The organism is Roseovarius atlanticus, from assembly GCF_019802205.1.
Classification (GTDB): domain Bacteria; phylum Pseudomonadota; class Alphaproteobacteria; order Rhodobacterales; family Rhodobacteraceae; genus Roseovarius; species Roseovarius atlanticus_A.
The window spans coordinates 1,966,241-1,989,235 of record NZ_JAHVHQ010000003.1 but is presented as its reverse complement, the minus strand read 5'-3'; the positions used below and the strand labels follow the sequence as shown (position 1 = coordinate 1,989,235).

At 66.9% G+C, this 22,995-nt stretch carries 26 protein-coding genes; 12 read left to right on the top strand and 14 right to left on the bottom strand.

What is annotated here, in order from left to right:
• Positions 1-95: 95 nt before the first annotated feature.
• Positions 96-551 (bottom strand): nucleoside deaminase, encoded by a 456-nt coding sequence (locus KUV49_RS15735; protein WP_222450765.1) that lies wholly within the window; start codon positions 549-551, stop codon positions 96-98.
• A gap of 62 nt (positions 552-613) precedes the next feature.
• Here KUV49_RS15735 and KUV49_RS15730 point away from each other — a divergent pair, with 62 nt between their 5' ends.
• Positions 614-1,417 (top strand): pseudouridine synthase, encoded by an 804-nt coding sequence (locus KUV49_RS15730; RefSeq protein ID WP_222450764.1) that lies wholly within the window; start codon positions 614-616, stop codon positions 1,415-1,417.
• A 38-nt stretch (positions 1,418-1,455) separates the two neighbouring features.
• On the opposite strand, the gene KUV49_RS15725 is transcribed toward KUV49_RS15730, so the two are convergent.
• Positions 1,456-2,466 (bottom strand): GlxA family transcriptional regulator, encoded by a 1,011-nt coding sequence (locus tag KUV49_RS15725; RefSeq protein ID WP_222450763.1) that lies wholly within the window; start codon positions 2,464-2,466, stop codon positions 1,456-1,458.
• Between the two features lie 49 nt (positions 2,467-2,515).
• Between KUV49_RS15725 and dtd the strand changes: the two genes are divergently transcribed.
• Both dtd and KUV49_RS15715 read left to right on the top strand, forming a co-directional pair.
• Positions 2,516-2,953, top strand: a complete 438-nt coding sequence (gene dtd, locus KUV49_RS15720; protein WP_222450762.1) for a D-aminoacyl-tRNA deacylase — start codon at positions 2,516-2,518, stop codon at positions 2,951-2,953.
• Positions 2,954-3,012: 59 nt separating this feature from the next.
• On the top strand, positions 3,013-3,531 hold the full coding sequence (locus KUV49_RS15715; RefSeq protein ID WP_222450761.1) for a DUF2244 domain-containing protein: 519 nt from the start codon (positions 3,013-3,015) through the stop codon (positions 3,529-3,531).
• A gap of 64 nt (positions 3,532-3,595) precedes the next feature.
• Here the strand turns inward: KUV49_RS15715 and KUV49_RS15710 are convergent, their stop codons facing one another.
• The 3 genes from KUV49_RS15710 to KUV49_RS15700 form a co-directional block, all read right to left on the bottom strand.
• Entirely contained in the window at positions 3,596-4,273 is a 678-nt protein-coding gene (locus KUV49_RS15710; RefSeq protein WP_222450760.1) for a hypothetical protein, read from the bottom strand.
• A 407-nt stretch (positions 4,274-4,680) separates the two neighbouring features.
• Positions 4,681-5,685, bottom strand: coding sequence for a histidine kinase dimerization/phosphoacceptor domain -containing protein (locus tag KUV49_RS15705; protein WP_222450759.1), 1,005 nt, complete (start codon positions 5,683-5,685; stop codon positions 4,681-4,683).
• Between the two features lie 240 nt (positions 5,686-5,925).
• Positions 5,926-6,387, bottom strand: a complete 462-nt coding sequence (locus tag KUV49_RS15700; RefSeq protein ID WP_222450758.1) for a GatB/YqeY domain-containing protein — start codon at positions 6,385-6,387, stop codon at positions 5,926-5,928.
• 195 nt (positions 6,388-6,582) lie between these two features.
• Between KUV49_RS15700 and carA the strand changes: the two genes are divergently transcribed.
• Positions 6,583-7,731, top strand: a complete 1,149-nt coding sequence (gene carA, locus KUV49_RS15695; protein ID WP_222450757.1) for a glutamine-hydrolyzing carbamoyl-phosphate synthase small subunit — start codon at positions 6,583-6,585, stop codon at positions 7,729-7,731.
• 132 nt (positions 7,732-7,863) lie between these two features.
• Positions 7,864-9,780 (top strand): glycosyltransferase, encoded by a 1,917-nt coding sequence (locus tag KUV49_RS15690; RefSeq protein ID WP_222450756.1) that lies wholly within the window; start codon positions 7,864-7,866, stop codon positions 9,778-9,780.
• Here the strand turns inward: KUV49_RS15690 and KUV49_RS15685 are convergent.
• Complete coding sequence (locus KUV49_RS15685) at positions 9,754-10,404, bottom strand: GntR family transcriptional regulator (RefSeq protein WP_222450755.1); 651 nt, start codon at positions 10,402-10,404, stop codon at positions 9,754-9,756. The two genes, KUV49_RS15690 and KUV49_RS15685, sit on opposite strands and share 27 nt — an antisense overlap.
• A 105-nt stretch (positions 10,405-10,509) precedes the next feature.
• Here KUV49_RS15685 and KUV49_RS15680 point away from each other — a divergent pair, with 105 nt between their 5' ends.
• From KUV49_RS15680 to KUV49_RS15665, 4 genes are all read left to right on the top strand, one after another.
• Positions 10,510-11,154, top strand: a complete 645-nt coding sequence (locus KUV49_RS15680; RefSeq protein WP_222450754.1) for a pyrimidine 5'-nucleotidase — start codon at positions 10,510-10,512, stop codon at positions 11,152-11,154.
• 84 nt (positions 11,155-11,238) lie between these two features.
• On the top strand, positions 11,239-11,457 hold the full coding sequence (locus KUV49_RS15675; RefSeq protein ID WP_222450753.1) for a hypothetical protein: 219 nt from the start codon (positions 11,239-11,241) through the stop codon (positions 11,455-11,457).
• A gap of 59 nt (positions 11,458-11,516) precedes the next feature.
• Positions 11,517-12,719, top strand: a complete 1,203-nt coding sequence (locus KUV49_RS15670) for a UbiH/UbiF family hydroxylase (RefSeq protein ID WP_222450752.1) — start codon at positions 11,517-11,519, stop codon at positions 12,717-12,719.
• 2 nt (positions 12,720-12,721) lie between these two features.
• The gene (locus KUV49_RS15665; RefSeq protein ID WP_222450751.1) at positions 12,722-13,396 is read left to right on the top strand and encodes a M50 family metallopeptidase; all 675 of its coding nucleotides are present in this window, start codon (positions 12,722-12,724) and stop codon (positions 13,394-13,396) included.
• Positions 13,397-13,410: 14 nt separating this feature from the next.
• Here the strand turns inward: KUV49_RS15665 and KUV49_RS15660 are convergent, their stop codons facing one another.
• From KUV49_RS15660 to KUV49_RS15645, 4 genes are all read right to left on the bottom strand, one after another.
• The gene (locus KUV49_RS15660; protein WP_222450750.1) at positions 13,411-14,538 is read right to left on the bottom strand and encodes an aminotransferase class V-fold PLP-dependent enzyme; all 1,128 of its coding nucleotides are present in this window, start codon (positions 14,536-14,538) and stop codon (positions 13,411-13,413) included.
• Positions 14,539-14,701: 163 nt separating this feature from the next.
• The gene (locus KUV49_RS15655) at positions 14,702-15,046 is read right to left on the bottom strand and encodes a hypothetical protein (protein ID WP_222450749.1); all 345 of its coding nucleotides are present in this window, start codon (positions 15,044-15,046) and stop codon (positions 14,702-14,704) included.
• A 205-nt stretch (positions 15,047-15,251) separates the two neighbouring features.
• Complete coding sequence (locus KUV49_RS15650; RefSeq protein ID WP_222450748.1) at positions 15,252-15,722, bottom strand: Lrp/AsnC family transcriptional regulator; 471 nt, start codon at positions 15,720-15,722, stop codon at positions 15,252-15,254.
• Positions 15,719-16,177, bottom strand: coding sequence for an Lrp/AsnC family transcriptional regulator (locus tag KUV49_RS15645; protein WP_222450747.1), 459 nt, complete (start codon positions 16,175-16,177; stop codon positions 15,719-15,721). Before KUV49_RS15645 ends, KUV49_RS15650 begins: the two co-directional genes overlap by 4 nt.
• A 148-nt stretch (positions 16,178-16,325) precedes the next feature.
• Here KUV49_RS15645 and ilvC point away from each other — a divergent pair, with 148 nt between their 5' ends.
• Entirely contained in the window at positions 16,326-17,348 is a 1,023-nt protein-coding gene (gene ilvC, locus KUV49_RS15640) for a ketol-acid reductoisomerase (RefSeq protein ID WP_222450746.1), read from the top strand.
• Between the two features lie 60 nt (positions 17,349-17,408).
• Here ilvC and KUV49_RS15635 read toward each other — a convergent pair whose 3' ends face one another.
• The gene (locus KUV49_RS15635) at positions 17,409-17,570 is read right to left on the bottom strand and encodes a hypothetical protein (protein ID WP_222450745.1); all 162 of its coding nucleotides are present in this window, start codon (positions 17,568-17,570) and stop codon (positions 17,409-17,411) included.
• A 102-nt stretch (positions 17,571-17,672) separates the two neighbouring features.
• Between KUV49_RS15635 and KUV49_RS15630 the strand changes: the two genes are divergently transcribed.
• Positions 17,673-18,599 carry a DMT family transporter gene (locus KUV49_RS15630; RefSeq protein WP_222450744.1) on the top strand — a complete coding sequence of 309 codons (927 nt, stop codon included), beginning with the start codon at positions 17,673-17,675 and terminating at the stop codon, positions 18,597-18,599.
• Between the two features lie 33 nt (positions 18,600-18,632).
• Here KUV49_RS15630 and folP read toward each other — a convergent pair whose 3' ends face one another.
• Both folP and KUV49_RS15620 read right to left on the bottom strand, forming a co-directional pair.
• Complete coding sequence (folP, locus tag KUV49_RS15625; protein ID WP_222450743.1) at positions 18,633-19,643, bottom strand: dihydropteroate synthase; 1,011 nt, start codon at positions 19,641-19,643, stop codon at positions 18,633-18,635.
• 106 nt (positions 19,644-19,749) lie between these two features.
• The gene (locus KUV49_RS15620; protein ID WP_222450742.1) at positions 19,750-20,679 is read right to left on the bottom strand and encodes a dihydroneopterin aldolase; all 930 of its coding nucleotides are present in this window, start codon (positions 20,677-20,679) and stop codon (positions 19,750-19,752) included.
• Positions 20,680-20,894: 215 nt separating this feature from the next.
• On the opposite strand from KUV49_RS15620, the gene KUV49_RS15615 reads away from it, so the two are divergent.
• Positions 20,895-22,205 carry a glycine cleavage T C-terminal barrel domain-containing protein gene (locus KUV49_RS15615; protein ID WP_261391253.1) on the top strand — a complete coding sequence of 437 codons (1,311 nt, stop codon included), beginning with the start codon at positions 20,895-20,897 and terminating at the stop codon, positions 22,203-22,205.
• A 500-nt stretch (positions 22,206-22,705) separates the two neighbouring features.
• Here the strand turns inward: KUV49_RS15615 and KUV49_RS15610 are convergent, their stop codons facing one another.
• Positions 22,706-22,957 carry a YdcH family protein gene (locus KUV49_RS15610; protein ID WP_222450741.1) on the bottom strand — a complete coding sequence of 84 codons (252 nt, stop codon included), beginning with the start codon at positions 22,955-22,957 and terminating at the stop codon, positions 22,706-22,708.
• Between the last annotated feature and the right edge of the window lie 38 nt (positions 22,958-22,995).

Sequence of the window (22,995 nt, the reverse complement as noted above, 5' to 3'; positions counted from 1 at the left end):
TTGAGAACGCTTTTGGTGCCCGGACCTCCAGGCGGGGTTCGGGCGTCAGCGTTGCTGTATGAGTATTTTTGGCAAGAAAAAGAGCGTTTTGCGCTTTATTCTTCACGCAGCGTTCTGAAGAAATGCTTCAGCAGGGCCTCGGCCTCGGTGGCGTTGATGCCGTCGTAAATCTCGGGCGCGTGGTGTGTCTGGGCATGGGTGAAAATCCGGGCGCCCTGGGCCACGCCGCCGGATTTGGGGTCGGCGGCGCCATAGTAGAGCCGCGCGATGCGGGCATTTGCGATGGCGGTGGCGCACATTGCGCAGGGTTCCAGCGTGACGGTCAGGCTGTAACCGGGCAGGCGTTCGCTGCCCGCCGCCGCGCAGGCGGCGCGCAGGGCGAGGATTTCGGCATGTGCGGTGGGGTCGTTCAGTTCCCGCGTCCGGTTGCCGGCCTGCGCAACGATCCGGCCTGTCGGGTCGGCCACGACGGCGCCCACGGGCACCTCGCCGCGGGCGCCGGCGGCGCGGGCCTCGGCCAGGGCCGTGTCCATATGGCTTTTGAACGTCATGCCCCTGATTGCCGCGCCGGCGGTGCTTTCGCAAGGGGCCAGGATGGGGTAAGGCCGTGGCCATGACTCGCAAACCCGACCCTCAGACGCCCGCAGGCGACCGGATCGCCAAGGTGATCGCCCGTGCCGGCGTGGCCAGCCGGCGCGAGGCCGAGCGCATGATCGAGGCGGGCCGGGTGCGCGTGAACGGCGCGGTGATCGACCGCGCGGCGCTGAACGTGACCGATGCCGACCGGATCGAGGTGGATGGCCGCGCGCTGGACGCGCCCGAACCGCCGCGGCTGTGGCTCTATCACAAGCCCGCGGGGCTGGTGACGACCACCAAGGACGAGCAGGGGCGCGAGACGATTTTCGACAAGCTTCCCGAGGATTTGCCGCGCGTTCTTAGCGTGGGACGGCTGGACCTGAACTCGGAAGGTCTGCTGCTCTTGACCAATGACGGCGGCGTCAAGCGCAAGCTGGAATTGCCCTCGACCGGCTGGGTGCGCAAGTACCGCGTGCGCGTGAAAGGGCGGCCCGAGGATGCGACGTTCGAGCCGTTGCGCAAGGGGCTGACCCTCGATGGCGAGGTGTTCCAGCCGATGTCGGTGGTGCTGGACCGGCAGAAGGGCGCCAATGCCTGGGCCACGGTGGGGATTCGCGAGGGCAGGAACCGCGAGATTCGCCGCGCGATGGAGGCGGTGGGCTGCCAGGTGAACCGGCTGATCCGGGTGTCTTATGGCCCGTTCCAACTGGGGCAGCTGAAGGCGGGCGAGGTCGAGGAAATCCGGCCCCGGGTGCTGCGCGACCAGTTGGGGATGGACGAGACGCCGGGCAAGGAAAAGCCCGCGAAAGGCCGACCGAAGGTTCAGCGGAAGCGTCGGTAGAGTATCGCCTTACACAATAAAAACAAATATTTGCGAGATCACTTTGATGTAGCGCCGCGGCGGTAGGCTTGTGGTGTGGTGCCATAGCGCTTGCGGAAACGCTCTGCCAGTTGCGAGGCACTGGCAAAGCCGGTCGCGGCGGCGATCTGGCCGATGCTGAGCCGGGTTTCGTTCAACAGCGCGTGGGCGCGGGCGATGCGCAGGTCGAGGTAATATTGCGCCGGGGTGGCGGCGAGGTAGCGGGTGAAATGCCGTTCGAGCTGACGCCGGGAGAGGCCCACATCGGCGGCGACCTCGGAGATGTCGAGCGGGTCCTCGATATGGGCGGCCATCAGGTCGGTCGCGGCGATCAGTTGCGGGTTGTGACTGCCCAGGGCGGCGGCGTAGGCGGGGCGCTGGGGCGCGCTGCGGTTGCCCGCGCGGCGGTGCAGGCACATGTCGGCGACGATGGCCGCCAGCGCCGGGCCGTGGTCGCGCTCGATGATTTCAAGCATCATGTCGGTCGCCGCCGAGCCGCCGCCGCAGGTGAATAGCCCGGAATCTTCCTCGTAAAGATGCCCGGTGGGTTCCAGCCCCGGAAAGGTTTCGCGAAAGGCCGGCTGGTTTTCCCAGTGCAGGGTAAAACGGCGGTCCTTCAGCCGTCCGGCGCGCGCGAGCGCGAAGGCGCCGGTGCAGATGCCGCCCACCTGGATGCCGTGCGCCCATTGCCGGTTGACCCATGTCACCGCCCGTGGCGGCGCGGTGTCCAGCGGGGCGACACCGGCGCAGACGAAGGCCTTGTCGCTGCGCGACAGGTCGTGGGCCTGGCTGTCTGGTGTGATGGTCACGCCGCAGGAGCAGGATACAGCTTCGCCGTCTATCGTGCTGACGAACCAGCGATAAAGCTCTTTCCCGGCCACCTGGTTGGCGACGCGCAGCGGCTCGATCGCCGAGGTGAACGCGAGCAGCGTCAGCCGGGGCAGCAGCAGGAAATGATAGTCCTGCGGCGGGCCGTCATACTCGACCCGCAAACTGGCCGCGCCGCGCGGGACGAAGGATTTGCGTTCCATGGCGAATTGGTAGCATGTGGCCGGGAACTGGCAAGGGAGGACGCGCGCGATGCGGGCATTGATACAGCGGGTGAGCGAGGCCCAGGTGCGCGTGGATGGCGCGGTTATCGGGGCCACCGGACCCGGGCTGCTGGTGCTGGTCTGCGCCATGCAGGGCGATGGCGCGGCAGAGGCCGAGGCGCTGGCGGCAAAGGTGGCCAAGCTGCGGATCTTCAAGGACGAGGCGGGCAAGATGAACCGCTCGGTGCGCGACACGGGCGGCAGCGCGCTGGTGGTCAGCCAGTTCACGCTGGCCGCCGACACCTCGCGCGGGACGCGGCCGGGGTTTTCCCAGGCGGCGGAACCCGAGGAGGGCCGGCGCCTCTACGAGCGCTTTGCCGAGGCGCTGGCGGGCGAGGGCGTGCCGGTCGAGACGGGGCAGTTCGGCGCCGACATGCAGGTCAGCCTGGTCAATGACGGGCCGGTGACGATCTGGCTGGAGGTCTGAGGCCTTACGCGCAGAAATGTCGCGCTTTCCTCGTGCGCCCGGTGCGCTAAGGTTGCGCCATGCCGTATCAGTGGAACCAGACGCGGGACGGGGATGACGAGGTGTGCGAGCTGCGGCTCTGGCCGCATCGGTCGCTGCCGCGTCGGGGCTTTGCGCTCTTTATCGTGATCACCTGCGGGATGCTGACCCTGCCGCTTTATCCTTTGATCGGGACGGTCACGCTGTGGGGGCTGCTGCCGTTCCTGTTGCTGGCGGTCTGGGGCGTGTGGGCGGCGCTGGAGCGCTCCTACAAGGACGCGCAGATGAACGAGGAGCTGACGATCGACCGCGAGGCGGTGCACCTTGTGCGCACCAACGCCCGCGGGCCGGTGCAGGAATGGGACTGCGAAAGCTACTGGGCGAAGGTCGAGATGCATCCCACGGGCGGGCCGGTGCCGCACTACGTGACGCTGAGGGGCAAGGGGCGGCAGGTGGAAATCGGCGCGTTCCTGAGCGAGGACGAACGCAAGGCGGTTTACGGCGAGATCGCCGATGCGCTGAAGCGTATCGCGCTGCCCGACCCGATGGGGGCCGGATAGGCGCCGGGCCGCAGCGGTCGCGGCGGCCCGGTGTGAGTGGTGGTTGCCGAACGTCCGGGTTGCCTCAGTTGATGAGGCGCACCAGGTTATCCATCGACTTTCTCAGCTGGATCTGCCCGGAGCGGGGGTTCGGCGAGGGCAGGATCAACTGGGTGGTCGTCTTGCCGATCCCGAGCTGATTGTTCAGCTGCACATCGACGCGGACGCCCCGGGGATCGGGCCTGGACGACTGGACGATGCCAAGCACCTGCCGGTCGGACGACATGAGCACGACGCCAGCCAGGTCCGGCATGGCGCTGCGCGTGCTCACTGCGCCGCCCGAGGGCCCGGTCGGGTTTGCCGCGCTCGCGGTGGAACCGGGGTTCGAGCTGCTGTCGGAACCGGAATCGGCTGTGCCGTCGGAACCGGACGCACTGTCGCTTCCGACGCCCACACCGACCCCCGCGCCGACACCGGAATCGCCGACACCAACGCCCACGCCCGCTCCGACGCTGGTGCCTCCGACACTTGCGCCGACGCCGGCGCCGACCCCGGTGCCCGAATCGCTGGAGCCCGCGCCGACCCCTGCGGCGGCGCCGACACCCCCGACAGCACCACCGACCGCCCCGCCTACGCCGCCGACAGCACCGCCAACGGCACCACCGAGGCCTCCCTCGGCATGCGCGGGAGACATCGCCGTCGTCGACAGCAACGCACAAGCGGAGACAATTTTGAGGAATTCAGACTGCGTGTACTTGGACATAGTTCCACTCCTACTAACTAACAGTCCACCCAGCACCCGTTAAGGTAGCACAAGACGGCACTCTCACAAGAAAACGAATTAAATTATCTTGTTATGCGACATTTAAGTGCGTGGGAGTGCTGAAAAGTTTTATTTTATTGCGAAAGCGTTTTTGGCGACGTTCAGGCTGCGGGAGAGCCACCGCGCGCCTCATCGCCAGCCTGCCTGTGAGGCCATTTCGGATCATTGAAACGCGGTCGCGAATCGCCTGTGTTTCCAGGTGCTCCCGCGCGCGCAGGCCCTGCATTTCGCCCGCTCACGGAGGCGTGTGGCCCGGGGAAGGAAGGCGCGAAAGAGGGGGGTGTTCACGGTGAAAAAGGCGGCGCCGCGATGTCGGATGGCTCAAGGCGTCGGGCGCGTCATTCGGTTCAGGCTCTGGAGATCACCATCTCGAATTTCGTGCCGGTCTCGACAGGGACGCGCTCCAGCGCGCCACCGGCCTTTTGCGCCAGCGCATGAATCAACCCGTGACCCTGGCTGCCTTCGCGCGCGGGCTGATCCGGGATGCCGATCCCGTCATCGGAAACCGAGACGGTCAGGGTTTCTTCGGTGGCGGCGAGCGAGACATGGATCTTGCCGTCGCTGCGATTGGGGAAGGCGTGTTTCGCGGCGTTGATGCAAAGCTCGTTGACCAGCAGGCCTATTTCGACGGCATTGTCCCGCGGAAGCGAGATGTCGGCGATATCCGCCGTCAACCTGTGCTGTCCCTGAAGATAGGCCGATTGAAGCGATGCGCAGAGCGTCGTGAGGTAAGGCCGCATCGGCACCTCGCCGAGCCGCCCCTCTTCGCGGTAGAGCGCCTCGTGGGCGCGCGCGATGCTGTCCACCCGGCTGTGGATCGCCATGAGCGCCGGCATCGCCGCTTCGGAGGCCTTGCGCATTTCGATACGCAGCATCGCATTGACCATGGCGAAGTTGTTCTTGACCCGGTGATCCAGTTCCAGCAACAGCAGACGCCGCTCTTCCGCGATGGCGTTGCGTTCCAGCAAGGCGCGGCGCACCACCCGGCGGAAGTATTCCGCAAGGGCCACGACCAGGAAGCCCGAGAACACGTTGACGAAGACCCTCGGCCCATCGGTGGGATCGTTGAACGCGAAGGACTGCCTGATCGGCAGCACGAAGTACCAGGCGTAGAGGGCGGTGAAGCACATCACGCCCACGCCTGCCCCCCAGCGGCCGAAGAGCGTGGCAAAAAGCACGAAGGGAAGGGTGAGGGCGAACGGCCCCGCACCGGGAAAGACGGTGTCGACTGCCCCGCGCGCCAGCACCGCGAGGATCGCGCAGATTCCGGCGACAAGCGCCTGCGCCGTGGGTGCGGGGATGCGCGGCGCAAGCCAATCCACCAGGTCGATCTTCACCCGCCGTCCGGCCATTGGCTGTTCGGTCGCCGCGTCCGGATCCCGCAAGACGGGTTGCCGAACGTCTTGTGATCCCGCGGGTCGCATATCTTGCTGTTTCCCAGTCCCGTGCCGTGCCCAGGGGGCGCCGTCCCGGACCGACTATACGTGCTGTATGCGATCATGTCAGCCAGCTTCCGTACCGCGAAACACGTCCCGCCGCCCGCCGGTCGGCCCGCGGTGCCTGGCGGGCCGGGCTTTCGGGAGGCCGGATGGTCAGGCGCAGAGCCGGTCCTTGACCCGCGGACCCACCGCGCCGAAATCCATCTGCCCGGTATAGTTCTCCTTGAGATGTCCCATCACCTTGCCCATGTCGCGGATCGAGCTGGCGCCGGTCTTGTCGATGGCGCTGTCGATGGCCTTGGCGACTTCCGCCTCGTCCAGCTGGCGGGGCAGGAATTCCTCGATCACCTCGATCTCGCGCTGTTCTTCCTGCGCAAGGTCCAGCCGCCCGCCTTCCTCGTAGGCGCGGACGCTTTCCTGGCGCTGCTTGGTCATCTTGCCCAGGATGGCGAGGATATCGCCATCGGAACAGCCGGTGTCGTTGTCGGTGCCCCGGCGGGCGATGTCCTGGTCCTTGATCGCGGCGTTGATCAGGCGCAGCGTGCCCAGCCGCGTCGTGTCCTTGTCCTTCATGGCCTGTTTCAGGGCGTCGTTCACGCGTTCGCGCAATCCCATGTCAGGGTATCCTCTTGTCATCCCGTAAGCGTGCCACGTTACTGGAAAGCGAAACGCCGTGCAATAAGCTGCGACACCCTGTCCGGCCCTTGTTTTATTGACCGGAGCGAATGACGTCGCGGCGCGAAACGTGGCCTTGACCGCGCGGGCGGCTGACCATAGGTTCCGCGCAATTTGCCCCTTGGAGATTCCCCCATGCCGCACGCGCCCGATGCCCGTCCGACCGCCTGTCTTGCCCTGGCCGATGGATCGCTGTTCTACGGGCGCGGGTTCGGGGCCGAGGGCGAGGTCGCGGCGGAGCTGTGTTTCAACACCGCGATGACCGGCTACCAGGAAATCATGACCGACCCCAGCTATGCCGGGCAGGTGGTGACCTTCACCTTTCCGCATATCGGCAACGTGGGCGTGAACCCCGACGACGATGAAACCGCCGATCCGGTGGCCGAGGGCATGGTGGTCAAGTGGGACCCGACCGAGCCGTCGAACTGGCGCTCGACCGAGCGGCTGGGCGAATGGCTGGCGCGGCGGGGACGGGTGGCCATCGGCGGCGTCGACACCCGCCGCCTGACGCGGGCCATCCGCCAGCAAGGCGCGCCGCACGTGGCGCTGGCGCACCGGGCGGACGGCAAGTTCGACACCGATGCGCTGGTCGCCAAGGCGCGGGCCTTTGCCGGGCTGGAGGGCATGGACCTGGCCCGCCAGGTGACCTGCGCGCAAAGCTATCGCTGGGACGAGATGCGCTGGGCCTGGCCCGACGGTTTCCCGCGCCAGACGCAGGCGCGCCACAAGGTCGTCGCCATCGACTATGGCGCCAAGCGCAACATCCTGCGCTGCCTGGCCAGCGCCGGCTGCGAGGTGACGGTGATGCCCGCTACGGCCACGGCCGAGGACGTTCTGGCGCAAAGCCCCGACGGCGTGTTCCTGTCGAACGGCCCCGGCGATCCGGCGGCGACGGGCGAATACGCCGTGCCGATGATCCGCGGCGTTCTTGAAAAGAACCTGCCGCTCTTCGGGATCTGCCTGGGCCACCAGATGCTGGGGCTTGCCCTGGGCGCGCGGACGATCAAGATGAACCACGGCCATCACGGCGCGAACCATCCGGTGAAGGACCTGACCACCGGCAAGGTCGAGATCACGTCGATGAACCACGGGTTCGCCGTGGACAGCCAGACCTTGCCAGAGGGCGTGGTGCAGTCGCATGTCTCGCTTTTCGACGGGTCGAACTGCGGTATCCGCATGTCCGACCGCCCGGTGTTCTCGGTGCAGCACCATCCCGAGGCCAGCCCCGGCCCGCAGGACAGCTTTTACCTGTTCGAGCGTTTCGCCGCCTCGATGGACCGCTAGGGTCCGGCAGGCGCCCCGTCCGCCCGTCCGCCTGCTCGGGCGGGCTCGGGGCCGGTGCGTTAACCTTTCTTTTACGCGTTGTTAACCGCTCGCTGGTAGACCGTCGCCTGTCACGCAGAAGGACAGACGGTCATGGGGATTTCGGAACTGCGGCAGACATACCCGTTCCAGGATGCCGCCGATGTTGACGCGGCGGGGGTGGAGTCCGACCTGGTCCGGCAGGGGGTCCTGAACGTTCGCGACGCGATCCTGGCGCGGCAGATGCGCCGGCATTGCGACGCCGGTATGGACCGGATCCTCGTGGCCGAGGGCCTGGTGACGCGCGGCGATCTGCTGAACGCGCATGCGCGGCGCTTCCGGTCACGGCAGGTCGACGCGGACGAGATCGCGGCGCTGGACCCCATCGCGGTGCCCCTCGCGCCCCGGATCCTGTTGCGATACGCGTTCTTTCCCGTCACCGATCGTGACGGGCATCCCGCCATCGTCTGTGGCGCCCCCGAGGCGCTCGCCTTTGCGCGCGCCCATCTTCCGGCCGATCTTCGGCGCGCCCGGGTTCTGATGGCCCCGCGCGAGGTGGTGCAGACCCATGTCGCGGATCATTTCGACGAGATCCTGACCGATGCGGCGCAAGCGCGTGTTCCCCTGGCGGAGAGTTGCCGCAGTTGGGCGCACAGCCATGTCGGGCGGCTGGCCTGGGTGCTGGCTGGATTGACCGCGCTGATCGTGGCGACGCTGTTCTTTCCCAAGGTGATCCTGACGGTCTTGATGGGTTGGGCGGCGTTCACCCTGGTGGTGTCGGCGATGACCAAGCTGCTGGCCTTCGTGGCGCGATTGGCCGAGGGGCCGGTCGCCACCATCGTGCCGGCCGTCGAGGACAAGACACCCTTGCCCAGGGTGTCGGTGCTCGTGCCGCTCTTCCGCGAGACCGAGATGGTGCACGCACTGGTCGCGCGGCTGAGCCAGCTGACATATCCCAAATGCCTGCTGGACGTGGTTCTGGTGCTCGAGGAGGAAGACGCCATGACCCAGGCGACGCTGGCGCAGATCGACCTGCCCAACTGGATCCGCATGGTGGTGGTGCCCGACGGTCAGCCCCGCACCAAGCCGCGGGCGATGAACTTTGCGCTGGATTTCTGCGAGGGCGACATCATCGGCATCTTCGACGCCGAGGACGCGCCCGAGCCCGACCAGATCACCCGCGTGGCACGCCATTTCCAGCAGGCGCCGCCCGAGGTTGCGTGCCTGCAGGGCATCCTGGATTACTACAATCCGCGCCAGAACTGGCTGGCGCGGTGTTTCACCATCGAATACGCCACCTGGTTCCGCACCATCCTGCCGGGCATGGCGCGGCTCGGGTTCGCCATCCCGCTGGGCGGAACGACACTCTATTTCCGCCGCGACGCGCTGGAGGCGCTGGGCGGCTGGGACGCGCATAACGTGACCGAGGATGCCGACCTGGGCTTCCGGCTGGCCCGGCACGGATTTCGCACCGAGATGGTGGCGACCGTCACAGAGGAAGAGGCGAATTGCCGGACCTGGGCGTGGATCAAGCAAAGGTCGCGCTGGCTGAAAGGGTACATGACGACGTACCTGGTGCATATGCGGCGCCCCGGTCTGCTGTACCGGCAGCTGGGGGCGTGGAAGTTCTGGGGATTCCAGGCACATTTCGTGACCGCCCTGAGCCAGGTTGTCCTGGCACCGTTCCTGTGGTCCTTCTGGCTGGTGTTCCTGGGCTTGCCGCACCCTCTGGATCCGCTGATGTCGCGAACGGCGCTGGTCGCCTTCGGGGCGCTCTTGCTGGCCATCGAGGTGCTGAACCTGACGATCTACATGGCCTCGGTCACCGGGCCGAAGCACCGCCACCTCCTGGCCTGGGTCCCGACGATGCATCTCTATCTGCCGCTGGGCGCGGTGGCGGCCTACAAGGCGCTCTACGAGCTGGTGCTCAAACCGTTCTTCTGGGACAAGACGCAGCACGGCCTGTCGCTGGCCGTGGCACCGCCGCCGGCGACGAGATCCGCCTCAGATCAGCGTATCCAGTTCCCCTGAATCCAGCTTCAGCCGGGTCACGAACGCCTTGGAAATATGGGCGCGCAGGGCGTCGCCGGCGGCTTCGGCATTGCCGGTCTCGATCGCGGTGACGATCGCATCGTGTTCGGCCAGCGCATCCTCGGGCCGGCCAAGCGCGGCCAGCGAGGTGGTGGCCATCAGTGCCATGGAGCGATGCACGAGGTCCAGCTGCTGCACCAGGAAGCGGTTGTGCGACGCCAGATGGATCTGCTTGTGAAAGCGCCGGTTGGCGCGGGCCATCGCCTTGGGGTCGTCGACCAGCGCCCGGTCGTCGGTCACCATGTCGCGCAGCACGCGGACCTCCTCGGGCGCGGCGTGGCGGGCGGCGAGGTTCGCGGCCAGCCCCTCGAGTTCGGCGCGCACCACGTAGAGCTCGGCCAGCTGGTTGTGATCGAGCGATGACACGATCAGGCTGCGGCCGTCGCGCGTGAGCAGGCTCTGGGTTTCCAGCCGCTGCAACGCCTCGCGGATCGGGGTGCGCGACACGCCGAACCGCTCTGCCAGGTCGCTTTCCACCAGGCGGTCGCCGGGCTTGTAATCGCCGGTGTCGATCGCCTCGAGGATCATGTGGTAGGCATCTTTCTGCGGCGCGGCTATGGTCATCGCACTCTCATTCGTTATCTGGTTTCAATGGACAAGAGTATGCGGGGCCGGAGGTAGGGTGCAAGCCTTGCCGGGCCCTGCGACAATTAAGAGCGGGGGAAGGCGATGGCGAAAGAGTTCTTTGCACATGTGGAGACCTGGGTGTTCGACCTGGACAACACGCTCTACCCGCCGGACATGCGCCTGTTCGACCAGATCGAGGTGCGGATGACGCAGTTCGTGATGAATGCGCTGGGCGTCGACCGGGCCGAGGCCGACCGGCTGCGGCTGGACTATTGGCGGCGGCATGGCACGACGCTGGCCGGGCTGATGCGCGAGCATGGCGTCGATCCGGGGCCGTACCTGACGGATGTGCACGACATCTCTTTCGACCTGCTGGAAGCGGATGCCGAACTGGCCGCGCATATCCGGGCGCTGCCGGGCCGCAAGATCGTTTATACCAACGGCTCGGCCCCTTACGCGCAGCGCGTGGTTGAGGCGCGGGGGCTGGAGGGGCTGTTCGACGCGATCTACGGCGTGGAACATGCCGGGTTCCACCCCAAGCCGGACCGCGCCGCGTTCGACCGGGTCTTTGCCACCGACGGCGTCGTGACCGCGAAGGCCGCGATGTTCGAGGATGACGTGCGCAACCTTGCCGCGCCGCATGCGATGGGGATGCGGACCGTGCTGGTCGGCCCCGAGCCGGTCGAGGCCGATCATGTGCATCACCATACCGATGATCTGTCGGGGTTCCTGTCGCGGCTGGTCTGAGGCTCCGCTGCGGCGATTTGCACCTTTTGCGCGGCGCGGCGGCAGCCTACGTCAGGTCTCAAGACATAACGCAGGATGCAGACGATGCCCCAGACCGAAGGCACCGAGGACGACGCCGGACCACACCCGGCGGAGGGGTCGAGCGAAACATCAATTGTGGTGCGTATCCTGTTGTTCCTGAGCGTTCTTCTTGCGGCATGGGGCGGGGCGGTCGTGCTTTGGGGCGTGCCGGGTCTCTACCTGCCGGCGCTGGCGCTCGTTCCCGTCATATGGCTGTTTCTGCTGATCATCTCGCGCGCCTGAGACGGTCTGGCCGTCGCCGCGTGCGCGGTCTATGGTGCCGCTGAAAAGGAGGCCTGCGCATGAGCCGTTTCGATCATGATATCGTCGTGTCCGGCGGCGGCGTTGCCGGTCTGTCGGCGGCGGCCCTGTTCGGGGGCGCGGGATTCCGCGTGCTCTGCGTCGATCCGGCCCCGCCGGTGACCGAACGCGACGCCGAAGGCTCGGACCTGCGCACCACCGCGATCCTGCAACCGGCGCAGGCGCTTCTGGCGCAGGCGGGCATCTGGGACAGGCTCGACGCCCATGCGGCCCCGTTGCAGGTGATGCGTATCGTCGACGCGGGCGGTGCGGTGCCCGAGCCGCGCGTCGTCAAGGATTTCGATGCGGGCGACATCTCGGAAAAGCCCTTTGGCTGGAACCTGCCCAACTGGCTCTTGCGGCGCGAGATGGTGGCGCAGCTGGACAGCCTCGATACCGTGGAGTTTCGCCCCGGCGTGGCGGCGGAAAGCCTGTTTACCCGCGAAGCCGAGGCGCGGGTGGGATTGAGCGATGGCAGCAAGATCCGCACCCGGCTGGTTCTGGCCGCCGACGGGCGCGGCTCGCCTATGCGCGAGGCGGCGGGGATACCCGTGAAAACAACGCGTTACGGGCAGAAGGCGCTGGCCTTTGCCGTGACGCACCCGATCCCGCATGACAATGTCTCGACCGAGATCCACCGCACGGGCGGCCCGTTCACGCTGGTCCCGCTGCCGGATTACGAGGGGCGGCCGTCCTCAGCCGTGGTGTGGATGGAGGACGGCCCCGAGGCGCAGCGGCTGGCCGCGCTGGACGTGGCCGCGTTCGAGGCGGAGATGAGCACGCGGTCCTGCCACCTCTTCGGGCCGCTGACGCTGGCCTCGCGACGAACGGTCTGGCCGATCATTTCCCAGGTGGCCGAGCGGATGGCGGGCGAACGCATCGCGCTGGTGGCCGAAGCCGCGCATGTGGTGCCGCCCATCGGGGCGCAGGGGCTGAACATGTCGCTTGGCGACCTGCATGTGCTGCTGGAGTTGGCGCAGGCCAATCCCGAACGCCTGGGCGACCGCGAGATGCTGGAGACCTATCACACCCGCCGCCACTGGGAGGTGATGGCCCGGGTCACCGGCATCGACGTGCTGAACCGCGCCTCGATGGTCAGCGCGCCGGTGCTGCGCGACGCGCGGATGCAGGCGCTGAACGCATTGTACGGGCTGGCCCCGGTACGCAAGACGCTGATGCAGCTGGGGCTGGGCGCAAGGGGTTGAGAATGCGGGCATTTCTGCGCGGGCATTGGCAATTGCTGTTGCTGGTGGCCGCGATTGCGGTGCTGTGGCGGACCTCGGTGGTGATCCCGCTGAAACTCCTGGTGGTGTTCCTGCACGAGCTGGGCCACGTGCTGGCGGTGCTTCTGACGGGGGGTGAGGTTCTGGACCTGAGGCTCGACCCGATGCAGGGCGGGGCGGTGACCTCGCGCGGGGGCAATCGCTTCCTCAGCCTGAGCGCGGGATACCTTGGCTCGCTGCTGATCGGCGTGGCGCTTTTCACGGCCGCCGTGCGCACGCGCGCCGACCGCGCGGTGCTGGGCGTGCTGGGGCTGACGCTCCTGGCGGTGACGGTGCTTTACGTGCGGTCGCCCTTCGCGCTGGTCTTCGGGGCCGCGACGGGCGCGGCGATGCTGTTGGCGGCGAGATACCCGCCGCGGGATGTCAGCGACCTTCTGTTGAGGGTGATCGGGCTTGTCTGCATGGTTTATGTGCCGCTCGACATATACAGCGACACCATCGCGCGCAGCTGGCTGCATTCGGACGCGCGGATGCTGGCCGAGGAGTTCGGCGGCACCCCCTGGATGTGGGGCGGGTTGTGGCTGGCGGCCAGCGCCTGGGTGATCTGGATGTGCCTGCGCCGGGGGCTGGGGGCGCAGAGTAACATACGGCTGCGGTAGGGGCCGCGCGGGCGCTAAAGAACCTTGTCGAACACCTCTTTCAGCCGGGCCTTCGCGGCCTCGACGTCATAGAGCTTGTCCAGCCCGAAAAGCCCCAGCCGGAAGGTCATGAAGCCGTCGGGCTCGCCCACTTGCAGCGGCACGCCGGCGGCGATCTGCATGCCTTGCTCGCTGAATTTCTTGCCGTTCTGGATTTCGGGGTCGGTGGTATAGCTGACCACCACGCCCGGCGCGCCGTAGCCCTCGGCCGCGACCGAGGTCACGCCCTTCTCGGCCAGCATGGCGCGCACCGCATTGCCCAGATCCCATTGCGCCTGCCGCAGTTTCTCGAAACCGTATTCCTTCGTCTCCTGCATGGTGTCGCGGAAGCCGCGCAGGGCGTCGGTGGGCATGGTGGCGTGATAGGCATGGCCGCCGTTCTCGTAGGCCTGCATGATCGCGTGCCATTTCTTGAGGTCGATGGCGAAGCTGTTGGAATTGGTCTTTTCCAGCCGCTCCAGCGCGCGGTCCGACATCATCACGAGGCCCGCCGAGGGCGAGGCCGACCAGCCCTTTTGCGGGGCCGAGATCAGGACGTCCACGCCGGTGGCCTTCATGTCGACCCAGGCGCAGCCCGAGGCGATGCAGTCGAGCACCATCAGCGCGCCCACCTCGTGCGCGGCCTCGGCCAGCGCGGTGATGTAGTCGTCGGGCAGGATGATGCCGGCGCTGGTCTCCACGTGCGGCGCGAAGACGGCGTCGGGCTTGGCTTCGCGGATCTTCGCGGTGACCTCCTCGATCGGGGCAGGGGCAAAGGGCGCCTGAACGCCGTTGCCGGTCTGGCGGGCCATGCAGACGGTCGTGTCCGAGGTGAAGGCGCCTGCGTCGAAGATCTGGCTCCAGCGATAGGAGAACCAGCCGTTGCGCACGATCAGCGCATGGGCGTCGTGGCCGAACTGGCGGGCGACGGCCTCCATCGCGACGGTGCCGCCGCCGGGGACGATGGCCACGGCAGAGGCGTTGTAGACCTCTTTCAGCATCGATGAGATGTCGGTCATGACGCCCTGGAAGACCTTGCTCATGTGGTTGAGCGAGCGATCCGTGAAGACCACGGAATATTCCAGCAGGCCGTCGGGGTCGATATCGGGGCGAAGGGCGGTCATGTGCGTTTTGTCCTGGGTTGTCAGTTTTGCGGCAGTATGCCCCGAACGACGGCGGGATGACAGGGCGTCATGCCGTCACGCCGAAGGGAATTTCCGGCACGCCGCGCATGATAACGCCGCGACGCTTGGGGGCGACGCGGCGGGGAACGACCGATGGCCGGATTTACTTGCTGGCGTAGTCGACGCCGACGCGGGCCGACCCGACCGAGACGGTTTCGCCGTCGCGGGCGAAGGTGAACAGGCGGTCCTGCACGCCGGGCAGGCCGAAGGTCACCGTGTCACCGTCCGAAAGGTGCATCCGCAGGCGGGCGGGATCCGCCGGCGCCTCGTCGGTGACATAGGTGGCGGTCAACGCGTAGGCATCGCCATCCTCAACCCAGTAGACGCTCATGTCGGCATCGCTTTCGTGCAGGGTGGCGCCGGCATTGGCCCGTGTCAGCGTGACGGTATCGGCAAGGGCGGTGGTTGCCGTCAGGGCGAGGGCGGCGGTGGAAAGAATGAGTTTCATGGTCAACCTCGTGTGGTGCAAGTGCGGAATGGCAGAGGCGGGGAAGGTGCATCTGCCGTAGTTTCTGCGTTGCAGCATAAGCCTGAGAGGCCGCATGCCGCCAGAGGTCAATTCTGCATACCCGTCATGCGGGCACGTCATAAATCTATGTTTTTAAAGGATACTTTCGCATACACGCATGCCGTGGCATACCGTGACCCGGTGCCTATCCGATCGGGCCGGGGCGGCGCTCCTCGCTCAAAAGCACGTTTGCCTCCACGTCGCCGACGCCGGGCAGGGTCATGATGCGCCGTCGCAGCACGCGCTCGAAATCCGAGATGTCGCGGGCCACGACGCGCAGGCGGTAGTCGTAGAGCCCGAGGATATGCTCGACCGTCTGCACCTCGGGGATGGCCGAGACGGCACGCTCGAAATCCGCGAGGCTGACGCGGCCCTTGGTGGCCAGTTTCAGGCCCAGGAAGACGGTGACGCCGAAGCCGAGCGCCTCCTTGTCCAGGTCGAGGCGCTGGGTTTTCAGGATGCCCGCATCGCGCATCCGCTTGATGCGCCGCCACGCGGCGGGCTGGCTGAGACCCAGGGCGCGCCCGATCGCGCCGGCCGATTGCGTGGCGTCCTGCACCAGCGCGCGCAGGATCTGGCGGTCGGTGGTGTCCAGTTCGAGGGCGGGCTGGCTCATAGCGGCAGAACCTCGTCGGTCTTGATCCGGGCCACGTGCATCAGCGCCTCGATATCGGTGATGTGGGGCAGGGTCAGGATCGCGGTGCGATAGATGTCCTGGTAATGCGCCATGTCGCGGGCAATGACCGACAGGCGCGTGTCGACCCGACCGAGGAAGGACTGGATCTCCAGCACCTCGGGGATGGCGCGGGCGGCCTCGGTGAAGGCGTCGAACGCGTTGGGCACGGTCTTGTCCAGCGTGATGCGCAAGCTGACCTCGACGCTGTAGCCGAGCGCCGCCCAGTCGATCACCGCGTGGTTGCCGCGCAAGAGACCCGCCTGGGCCATGCGGTCCAGCCGCCGCGCACAGGTGGCGGGGGTCACGCCGGCAAGCTCGGCCAGATCGGCGGGGCCGAGCGTCGGGTCATGCTGGTACTGGCGCAGGATGCGGCGGTCGGTGTCGTCGAGGTGCATGGGCCTGTCGTGGGTGAATGGAATTTTCGAGTATTTTAAGAACGATGAATGATTACCTCACTAATTGGGGAATTCATACCGAAAAAGCCGGGATCGCTTTCGAAATATTCGTCATCTTCCACGTCATCTGACGACAAAGGAGAAAACCATGCGCGTCTATTACGATCGCGATTGCGATATCAACCTGATCAAGGACAAGAAAGTCGCCATCCTGGGCTATGGCAGCCAGGGCCACGCCCATGCGCTGAACCTGCGCGACTCGGGCGCCAAAAACCTCGTGGTGGCGCTGCGCGAGGGCAGCCCCTCGGCCAAGAAGGCCGAAGGTGAGGGCCTGAAGGTCATGGGCATTGCCGAGGCGGCGGCCTGGTGCGACCTGATGATGTTCACCATGCCCGACGAATTGCAGGCCGAGACCTACAAGGAATACGTGCATGACAACCTGCGCGAAGGCGCGGCGATTGCCTTTGCCCACGGCCTGAACGTGCATTTCGGCCTGATCGAGCCGAAAGAGGGCGTCGACGTCATCATGATGGCGCCCAAGGGCCCCGGCCACACCGTGCGCGGCGAATACACCAAGGGCGGCGGCGTGCCCTGCCTCGTGGCCGTGCATAACGACGCATCCGGCAAGGCTCTGGAACTGGGTCTATCCTATTGCTCGGCCATCGGCGGCGGGCGTTCGGGCATCATCGAGACCAACTTCCGCGAGGAATGCGAAACCGACCTCTTCGGCGAGCAGGCCGTGCTGTGCGGTGGTCTGGTCGAGCTCATTCGCATGGGCTTCGAGACGCTGGTCGAGGCGGGCTATGCCCCCGAGATGGCCTATTTCGAGTGCCTGCACGAGGTGAAGCTGATCGTCGACCTGATCTATGAGGGCGGCATCGCCAACATGAACTACTCGATCTCGAACACCGCCGAGTATGGCGAGTACGTGAGCGGCCCGCGGGTTCTGCCCTACGAGCGGACCAAGAAGGAAATGAAGGCGATCCTGCACGACATCCAGTCTGGCGCGTTCGTGCGTGACTTCATGTCCGAGAACAAGGTCGGACAGCCGTTCTTCAAGGGCACGCGCCGGATGAACGACGCGCACCAGATCGAGGAAGTGGGCGAGAAGCTGCGCGCCATGATGCCGTGGATCTCCGCCGGCAAGATGGTCGACAAGGAAAAGAACTGAGCCTGTCGGGTTTCGGAAAAGGAAAGAGCCGGGGAGGTGCCCCGGCTCTTTTCGTTGATGTCAGTCGACCGGCTTGTGCGGATCGCCGTCCCTGGCAAGCGAACTCGGCGGAACGTCCGCTTTCTTTCGCTTTTCGGTCTTTTGCTTGTTGCGCGCGGCGAGGATGAGAACGATCACCAATGTGATGATCGACAGGGCCGCGGCGCCGATGGCTATGTCCATGATGCGCCTCCTTTCGGTCCCAGCACCTGACTGCGCTGCAACGATTGACAACGCACTCGGGACGTTTTGACACGCTGCCGCATGACCGGAGGGTTGATCTGAATGGAAAATCCGATTGCCGTCGCGCCGGTGAACTGGCTCAGGCTGTGTGCGCTGGGCATGATCTGGGGCGCGTCCTTCATGGCGGTCAGCGTGGCCCTTCAGGGCGTCGGGCCGCTGACCGTGGTGGCGGTGCGGCTCTGCCTCGGGGCGGTGTTCCTGCTGGTGCTCTGCCGCGCGACGGGCCGGGGGCTGCCGCGCCGGCGCGGGCCTGGGGCCGGGCGGCTCTGGGCGTTCATCGTGGCGATGGGGCTTTTTTCCAACGCCTTGCCGTTCTTCCTGCTCAGCTGGGGGCAGCAGGTCGTCGCCTCGGGCTTTGCCGGGGTCTGCATGGCCGCGGTACCGCTGCTGGTCTTGCCGCTGGCGCATTTTCTGGTGCCGGGCGAGCGGATGCATCTGCGCCGCGCGGTGGGCTTCGTCATGGGCACGCTTGGGGTGGCCGTGCTGATCGGACCCGAGGCGTTGCGCTCCACGGGTGCCGAGTTCGAGATGCTGGCGCGACTGGCCTGCGTGGCGGCGGCGGGATGCTACGCGGTGGGCTCGATCTTCACGCGGCTGGCGCCCGAGGTGGACCGCCTGTCGCTGGCGGCCGCCGTGCTGACCGTGGCGGCGGTGGTGTTCACGCCCTATGCGCTGATGGCCGAGGGTCTGCCCGAGATGCCGCAGGGCCGGGTGCTGTGGGCGCTCGTCTACCTTGGCCTGTTGCCCACGGGCGTGGCGCAGATCCTGCTGGTACAGGTGATCCGCGACGCCGGGCCTGTGTTCCTGAGCCTGGTGAATTACCAGGTGCCGATCTGGTCGATCATCTTCGGCGCGGTGGTGCTGTTCGAGGCACTGCCGCCCAGCCTCTACCTTGGGCTTGCGCTGATCCTGGGGGGCGTGGCGCTCAGCCAGCTGGGCGCGCTCAGACGGTTGTTCGGCGCCGGATAAAATTCGTACGAATTTTATCCGGCCGGAAAATTTCTAATTTTCCGCCACGACGGTGGCGGCCATCCACAGTTTGAGCGCCTCTTGGGTTTCGGCCACGTCATGCACCCGGTGGATCTGGATGCCCTGCGCCACCCCGGCCAGCGTCACGGCGATGGAACCGGGGGCGCGGTGCCGTGCCTCTTCGGTGCCGCCGATCGTGCCGATGAAGCGCTTGCGCGACGCGCCCAGCAGAACCGCGCAGCCAAGCCCGTGAAACAGCGCGAGGTTGTGCAAGAGCGTCAGGTTGTGCTCCAGGGTCTTGCCGAAACCGATACCGGGGTCGGCGATGATCCGGTCGCGGGGAATGCCGGCCGCCTCGAGCGCGGCGATCCGGCCTTCCAGCCAGTCATAGACATCCAGCGCGACGTTATCGTAGCGCGGGTCCTTCTGCATCACGTCGGGCGTGCCCTGGGCATGCACGACGCAGACCGGCAGGCCGGTCTCGGCGCAGAAGGGCGCGAGCGCCGGGTCGAAGGTGAAGCCCGCCACGTCGTTGACGAGGCTGGCGCCGGCCTCGTGCGCGGCGCGGGCCACGGGGGCCTTGCGGGTGTCGATGGAGACGGGAACGTCCGAGCGCTGGCGCAGGGCGGCGATGACCGGGGCCGTGCGGGCGATTTCCTCGTCCATGGGCACTTCGGACGCGCCGGGGCGGGTGGATTCGCCGCCGATGTCGATGATCTCGGCGCCCGCGGCGGTCATCGCCTCGGCCCGGGCCAGCGCCGCGCCGGGGGCGTTGTGCTGACCGCCGTCGGAAAAGCTGTCGGGCGTGACGTTGAGGATGCCCATCAGGACGGGGCGCGCCATGTCCAGCCCGGCCAGGGGCGCACGCGGCGCGGTCAGGCGGGACAGGACCTCCGGCGGGGCGTCCTGCGCCGGGATCAGGCGGGCGGGCGCGTCGCGGTGCACCTCCTCGACCGTGTCGAACCAGCACCACCCGCCCGCGAGCGGCAGGGCGGTGTCGGGGCGGGCGTGGTCGGTGCGGGGGATGGGGCGGTAATGGGGCATGGCGGTCGGTCTTGGGGCAGCGAGGTCCGGGGTCAGGCCCGGGCGGGGTGTGCCGGTCGGCTAAGAGGTCCCGGATCAAGTCCCGGACGGCTTGTGAGACGGGGTCTCACAAGCCGCTTTGGGCGATGTCCTGCACTAGCACCGGCACGGGCGGGTCCTTGGGCGGCACCTCGCCGATCAGCAAGAGATCGGAGGCGTCCATGTGGCCCGCAAACCATGCGGCCAGACCGACGGGATCATCCGGGCCGGTGCGCGGGCCGTCGACCGCGTCCAGCACGATCTTCGACGGGGCCCAGACGCTGATCTGGCCGTTCTTCATGGCCCAGTCCAGCTCGGTCCGCGTGCCCACCACGACGCAGCGGTCGTCGCGGCCGGCCAGCACCCAGGCATTCTGTTCCAGCGCCAGGAGGTCGACGCGGCGCTGCGACATGCGGTGGCCGGTCTTCGGGCTGTCGACGCGGTTGTGGCCGACACACAGGATCACCGGCTCGGCCCGCGCCTGAAGCTGGTCCAGCCAGCGCGACAGGTTGGGCGAGCCGATGGCGGTGTTCGACAGGTACACGACATGCGGATGCGGCGTGGTGTCGGCGTGATGCCCCACGGGCTTGGTCTTGAGGTCCTCGACCGAGCGCACGATCTCGACGCCAAGCGCCCCCGGTCCGCGGTCGAGCTTTTCGACCCGCACGAAGGTGCGCACCGCCTGCGGCTCCAGCAGGATACGCTCGGCGATGCGTTCGGCCAGCGTTTCCAGAAGGTTCAGACGTTCCTCGGCCAGTTCGGCGGCAATCGCCTCGGTCACCTTGTCATAGCTCAGGATGCGGTCCACGTCGTCGTCGATCGGGTCGGCGATGGGGCGCACCTCGACCACCACGTTGAACGCGACGCGCTGGGTGGTGCCGCGCTCGGCCTGAAACGCGCCGATCTCGACCTCGACCACGTGGTCGCGCACCGAGATCCGGTCGAGCGGGCCGTCTGGGGCGGTCGCGTCCGCACGCTCGGACGGGTGCGCGAAGGCAAGACGGATTTCCTTGGACATGCGGGCCTCCCCCCAGCTTGGACCTTGCGGGGCATACCATGGGGCAGGGGAGAGGTGGAACCCGTAAATGCGACGCCCGGCGGCCCGGCTCCGGCAGATCGGCGCGTGCCCGGGTCCTCGGCGGAGGTCCGCACACGCTTTTCCGCGCGGGCTTGGGCAGACGGAACGCAGCCGGACCGTGACGCGTTTAAACCCTTAGGAAAAGGAGGTCGCCCATGACAACGCAGGACGTGCAGAACCGGACCTTCACCCACCCCAACGTTGCGGAAATCGACCAAAGCGACCGGCTCGTGCCGGTCAACCTGCGCCAGTCGGGCGCGACCCCGGTCGAGATGCTGGTCTCCACCCGGGTCCGCAAATCGCCCTTCTGGCACTTGTCGGTCGAGGCGGGGGCGTGGCGCGCGACGGTCTACAACCGGATGTATCACCCCCGCGGCTATGTCCGCGAAGAGGATGGCGGCACCATGGCGGAATACCGCAGCCTGGTGCATCGCGTCACCCTGTGGGACGTGGCCGTGGAGCGGCAGATCCGGGTGCGCGGGCCGGACGCGGAGGCCTTCGTCGATTTCGTGATCACCCGCGACGCCACCAAGATCGAGCCGATGCATGGCAAGTATTGCATCCTCTGTGACGAAAAGGGCGGGATCCTCAACGATCCCGTGCTGCTGCGCCTGTCGACGGATGAATTCTGGTTCTCGATTTCGGACTCGGACCTTCTGCTCTGGCTGCGCGGCGTCAACGTGCACGGCAAATGGGATGTCGGGATCGACGAGATCGACGTCGCGCCCTTGCAGGTCCAGGGACCGTTGTCCGAGGACCTGATGGTCGACCTGGTGGACGAGACGCTGCGCGACGTGCCCTATTACGGCATGATGGAAGCCACGATCGGCGGGGCGCCCGTGGTCATCAGCCAGACCGGATTTTCCGGCGAAAAGGGCTACGAGGTCTACGTGCGGGACGCGTCCGAGAACGCCGAGAAAGTGTGGTACGCCATTCGCGGCACCGGCGCGCGCTATGGTCTGCGGGTGATCGCCCCCGGGCATCACCGCCGGATCGCGGCCGGGATCCTGTCCTGGGGGCAGGACATGGATCACGAAACCTCGCCCTTCCAGGTGAACCTGACCTACCAGGTGCCGAAAGAGAAACCGGCGGAGTATATCGGCAAGGCGGCGCTGGAACGTCAGCGCGACGCGATCGAGGCGGGGGAATATCCCTTCCGCCTCAAGATGGTCGGGATCAAGATGGATGGCTTGCCGGTGACGGATTACCCGTCCGATTTCTGGCTGGTGCAGAATGACGAGGGCTGCCGGGTGGGATACGTCACCTCCGCCTGGTGGTCGCCGGAATTGGAGGTGAACATCGCGCTGGCCTTCGTGCCGTGGCGCCTGTCGGAGATCGGATCACGGCTGCGCGTGGAATTGCCCGAGGCCTATGCCGAGCATTCCGGCCAGGCGGCCGCTGCGGAGGTGTGCGAGGTGCCGTTCCGTCCCTCGGAGCATCCCAACGTGCGCGAGGCGCGCGGCTGAGCGTCAGGGCCGCGAAACCCGGTCAGCCGCTGGCGCGGCGCGTGGGCGTCTCGAAGGTCGCGCAGGTGCGGGCTCTGCTCCGCCCAGGGCACGGTCGAAGGTGTTGCGTATCCCTGCGCGCATCAAACGTCGCCGGCTGCCGGGCATCGCCGGGTCGCGTCACCGGCCCGGCGGCTGTGCTTTGCGCATCGCATGAACCTTGTGCGTGATCGGTCGCATTAGCAATGAGAAACGCCTGCTGGACCGCAGTGCCCTGTGCGCTCATTGCTGTACGAGTGTTCCGCACCTCGCCCCGGGGGCAAGCGACGTGCCCCCGGAATGGATCGGTCTGGTCGTGGCTTCGCGCGATCCGGGCACGTCGCCGCGCACCGAGGGCCGGGATGAGGGGACGGCCCCCGGCTCGACATCAGTCGTCCGCAAAGGCGTCCGCGAGGTCATCGAGGTTCTGGCCGCGCCACAAGCGCGGCGCCATCAGCGCGATGCAGACATCGACCATAGCCTTATCCCGAGTGAAACTGCTGCTGCCAGCCGCGGCGGGCCGGGCGCGGGTCCAGACGCTTGAGCAGGGTCTGCGTCAGCCGGATGGCATCGCGCAGCCCCAGCCTTTCCTGTTTCAACTGCTTGAGGCGCAGCGTGTCGGCGGCCGGGCGGTTTTCCTCGCGCGTGATGCGCAGGTCAAGCTCGCGGTGCCGGCGGGTCAGCGTGTCGATCCGGGCTTTCAGGCTCTTGGGCGAAAGAATGCGGCGTTTCATCAGGGTCCTCCCTTGGTGATGCTGTTCGGTCAGTCGTG

Coding starts and splice junctions, on each gene's coding strand:
- KUV49_RS15735 (WP_222450765.1), bottom strand. CDS start 551: ATGACGTTCAAAAGCCATATGGACACGGCCCTGGCCGAGGCCCGCGCC.
- KUV49_RS15730 (WP_222450764.1), top strand. CDS start 614: ATGACTCGCAAACCCGACCCTCAGACGCCCGCAGGCGACCGGATCGCC.
- KUV49_RS15725 (WP_222450763.1), bottom strand. CDS start 2,466: ATGGAACGCAAATCCTTCGTCCCGCGCGGCGCGGCCAGTTTGCGGGTC.
- dtd (WP_222450762.1), top strand. CDS start 2,516: ATGCGGGCATTGATACAGCGGGTGAGCGAGGCCCAGGTGCGCGTGGAT.
- KUV49_RS15715 (WP_222450761.1), top strand. CDS start 3,013: ATGCCGTATCAGTGGAACCAGACGCGGGACGGGGATGACGAGGTGTGC.
- KUV49_RS15710 (WP_222450760.1), bottom strand. CDS start 4,273: ATGTCCAAGTACACGCAGTCTGAATTCCTCAAAATTGTCTCCGCTTGT.
- KUV49_RS15705 (WP_222450759.1), bottom strand. CDS start 5,685: ATGGCCGGACGGCGGGTGAAGATCGACCTGGTGGATTGGCTTGCGCCG.
- KUV49_RS15700 (WP_222450758.1), bottom strand. CDS start 6,387: ATGGGATTGCGCGAACGCGTGAACGACGCCCTGAAACAGGCCATGAAG.
- carA (WP_222450757.1), top strand. CDS start 6,583: ATGCCGCACGCGCCCGATGCCCGTCCGACCGCCTGTCTTGCCCTGGCC.
- KUV49_RS15690 (WP_222450756.1), top strand. CDS start 7,864: ATGGGGATTTCGGAACTGCGGCAGACATACCCGTTCCAGGATGCCGCC.
- KUV49_RS15685 (WP_222450755.1), bottom strand. CDS start 10,404: ATGACCATAGCCGCGCCGCAGAAAGATGCCTACCACATGATCCTCGAG.
- KUV49_RS15680 (WP_222450754.1), top strand. CDS start 10,510: ATGGCGAAAGAGTTCTTTGCACATGTGGAGACCTGGGTGTTCGACCTG.
- KUV49_RS15675 (WP_222450753.1), top strand. CDS start 11,239: ATGCCCCAGACCGAAGGCACCGAGGACGACGCCGGACCACACCCGGCG.
- KUV49_RS15670 (WP_222450752.1), top strand. CDS start 11,517: ATGAGCCGTTTCGATCATGATATCGTCGTGTCCGGCGGCGGCGTTGCC.
- KUV49_RS15665 (WP_222450751.1), top strand. CDS start 12,722: ATGCGGGCATTTCTGCGCGGGCATTGGCAATTGCTGTTGCTGGTGGCC.
- KUV49_RS15660 (WP_222450750.1), bottom strand. CDS start 14,538: ATGACCGCCCTTCGCCCCGATATCGACCCCGACGGCCTGCTGGAATAT.
- KUV49_RS15655 (WP_222450749.1), bottom strand. CDS start 15,046: ATGAAACTCATTCTTTCCACCGCCGCCCTCGCCCTGACGGCAACCACC.
- KUV49_RS15650 (WP_222450748.1), bottom strand. CDS start 15,722: ATGAGCCAGCCCGCCCTCGAACTGGACACCACCGACCGCCAGATCCTG.
- KUV49_RS15645 (WP_222450747.1), bottom strand. CDS start 16,177: ATGCACCTCGACGACACCGACCGCCGCATCCTGCGCCAGTACCAGCAT.
- ilvC (WP_222450746.1), top strand. CDS start 16,326: ATGCGCGTCTATTACGATCGCGATTGCGATATCAACCTGATCAAGGAC.
- KUV49_RS15635 (WP_222450745.1), bottom strand. CDS start 17,570: ATGGACATAGCCATCGGCGCCGCGGCCCTGTCGATCATCACATTGGTG.
- KUV49_RS15630 (WP_222450744.1), top strand. CDS start 17,673: ATGGAAAATCCGATTGCCGTCGCGCCGGTGAACTGGCTCAGGCTGTGT.
- folP (WP_222450743.1), bottom strand. CDS start 19,643: ATGCCCCATTACCGCCCCATCCCCCGCACCGACCACGCCCGCCCCGAC.
- KUV49_RS15620 (WP_222450742.1), bottom strand. CDS start 20,679: ATGTCCAAGGAAATCCGTCTTGCCTTCGCGCACCCGTCCGAGCGTGCG.
- KUV49_RS15615 (WP_261391253.1), top strand. CDS start 20,895: ATGACAACGCAGGACGTGCAGAACCGGACCTTCACCCACCCCAACGTT.
- KUV49_RS15610 (WP_222450741.1), bottom strand. CDS start 22,957: ATGAAACGCCGCATTCTTTCGCCCAAGAGCCTGAAAGCCCGGATCGAC.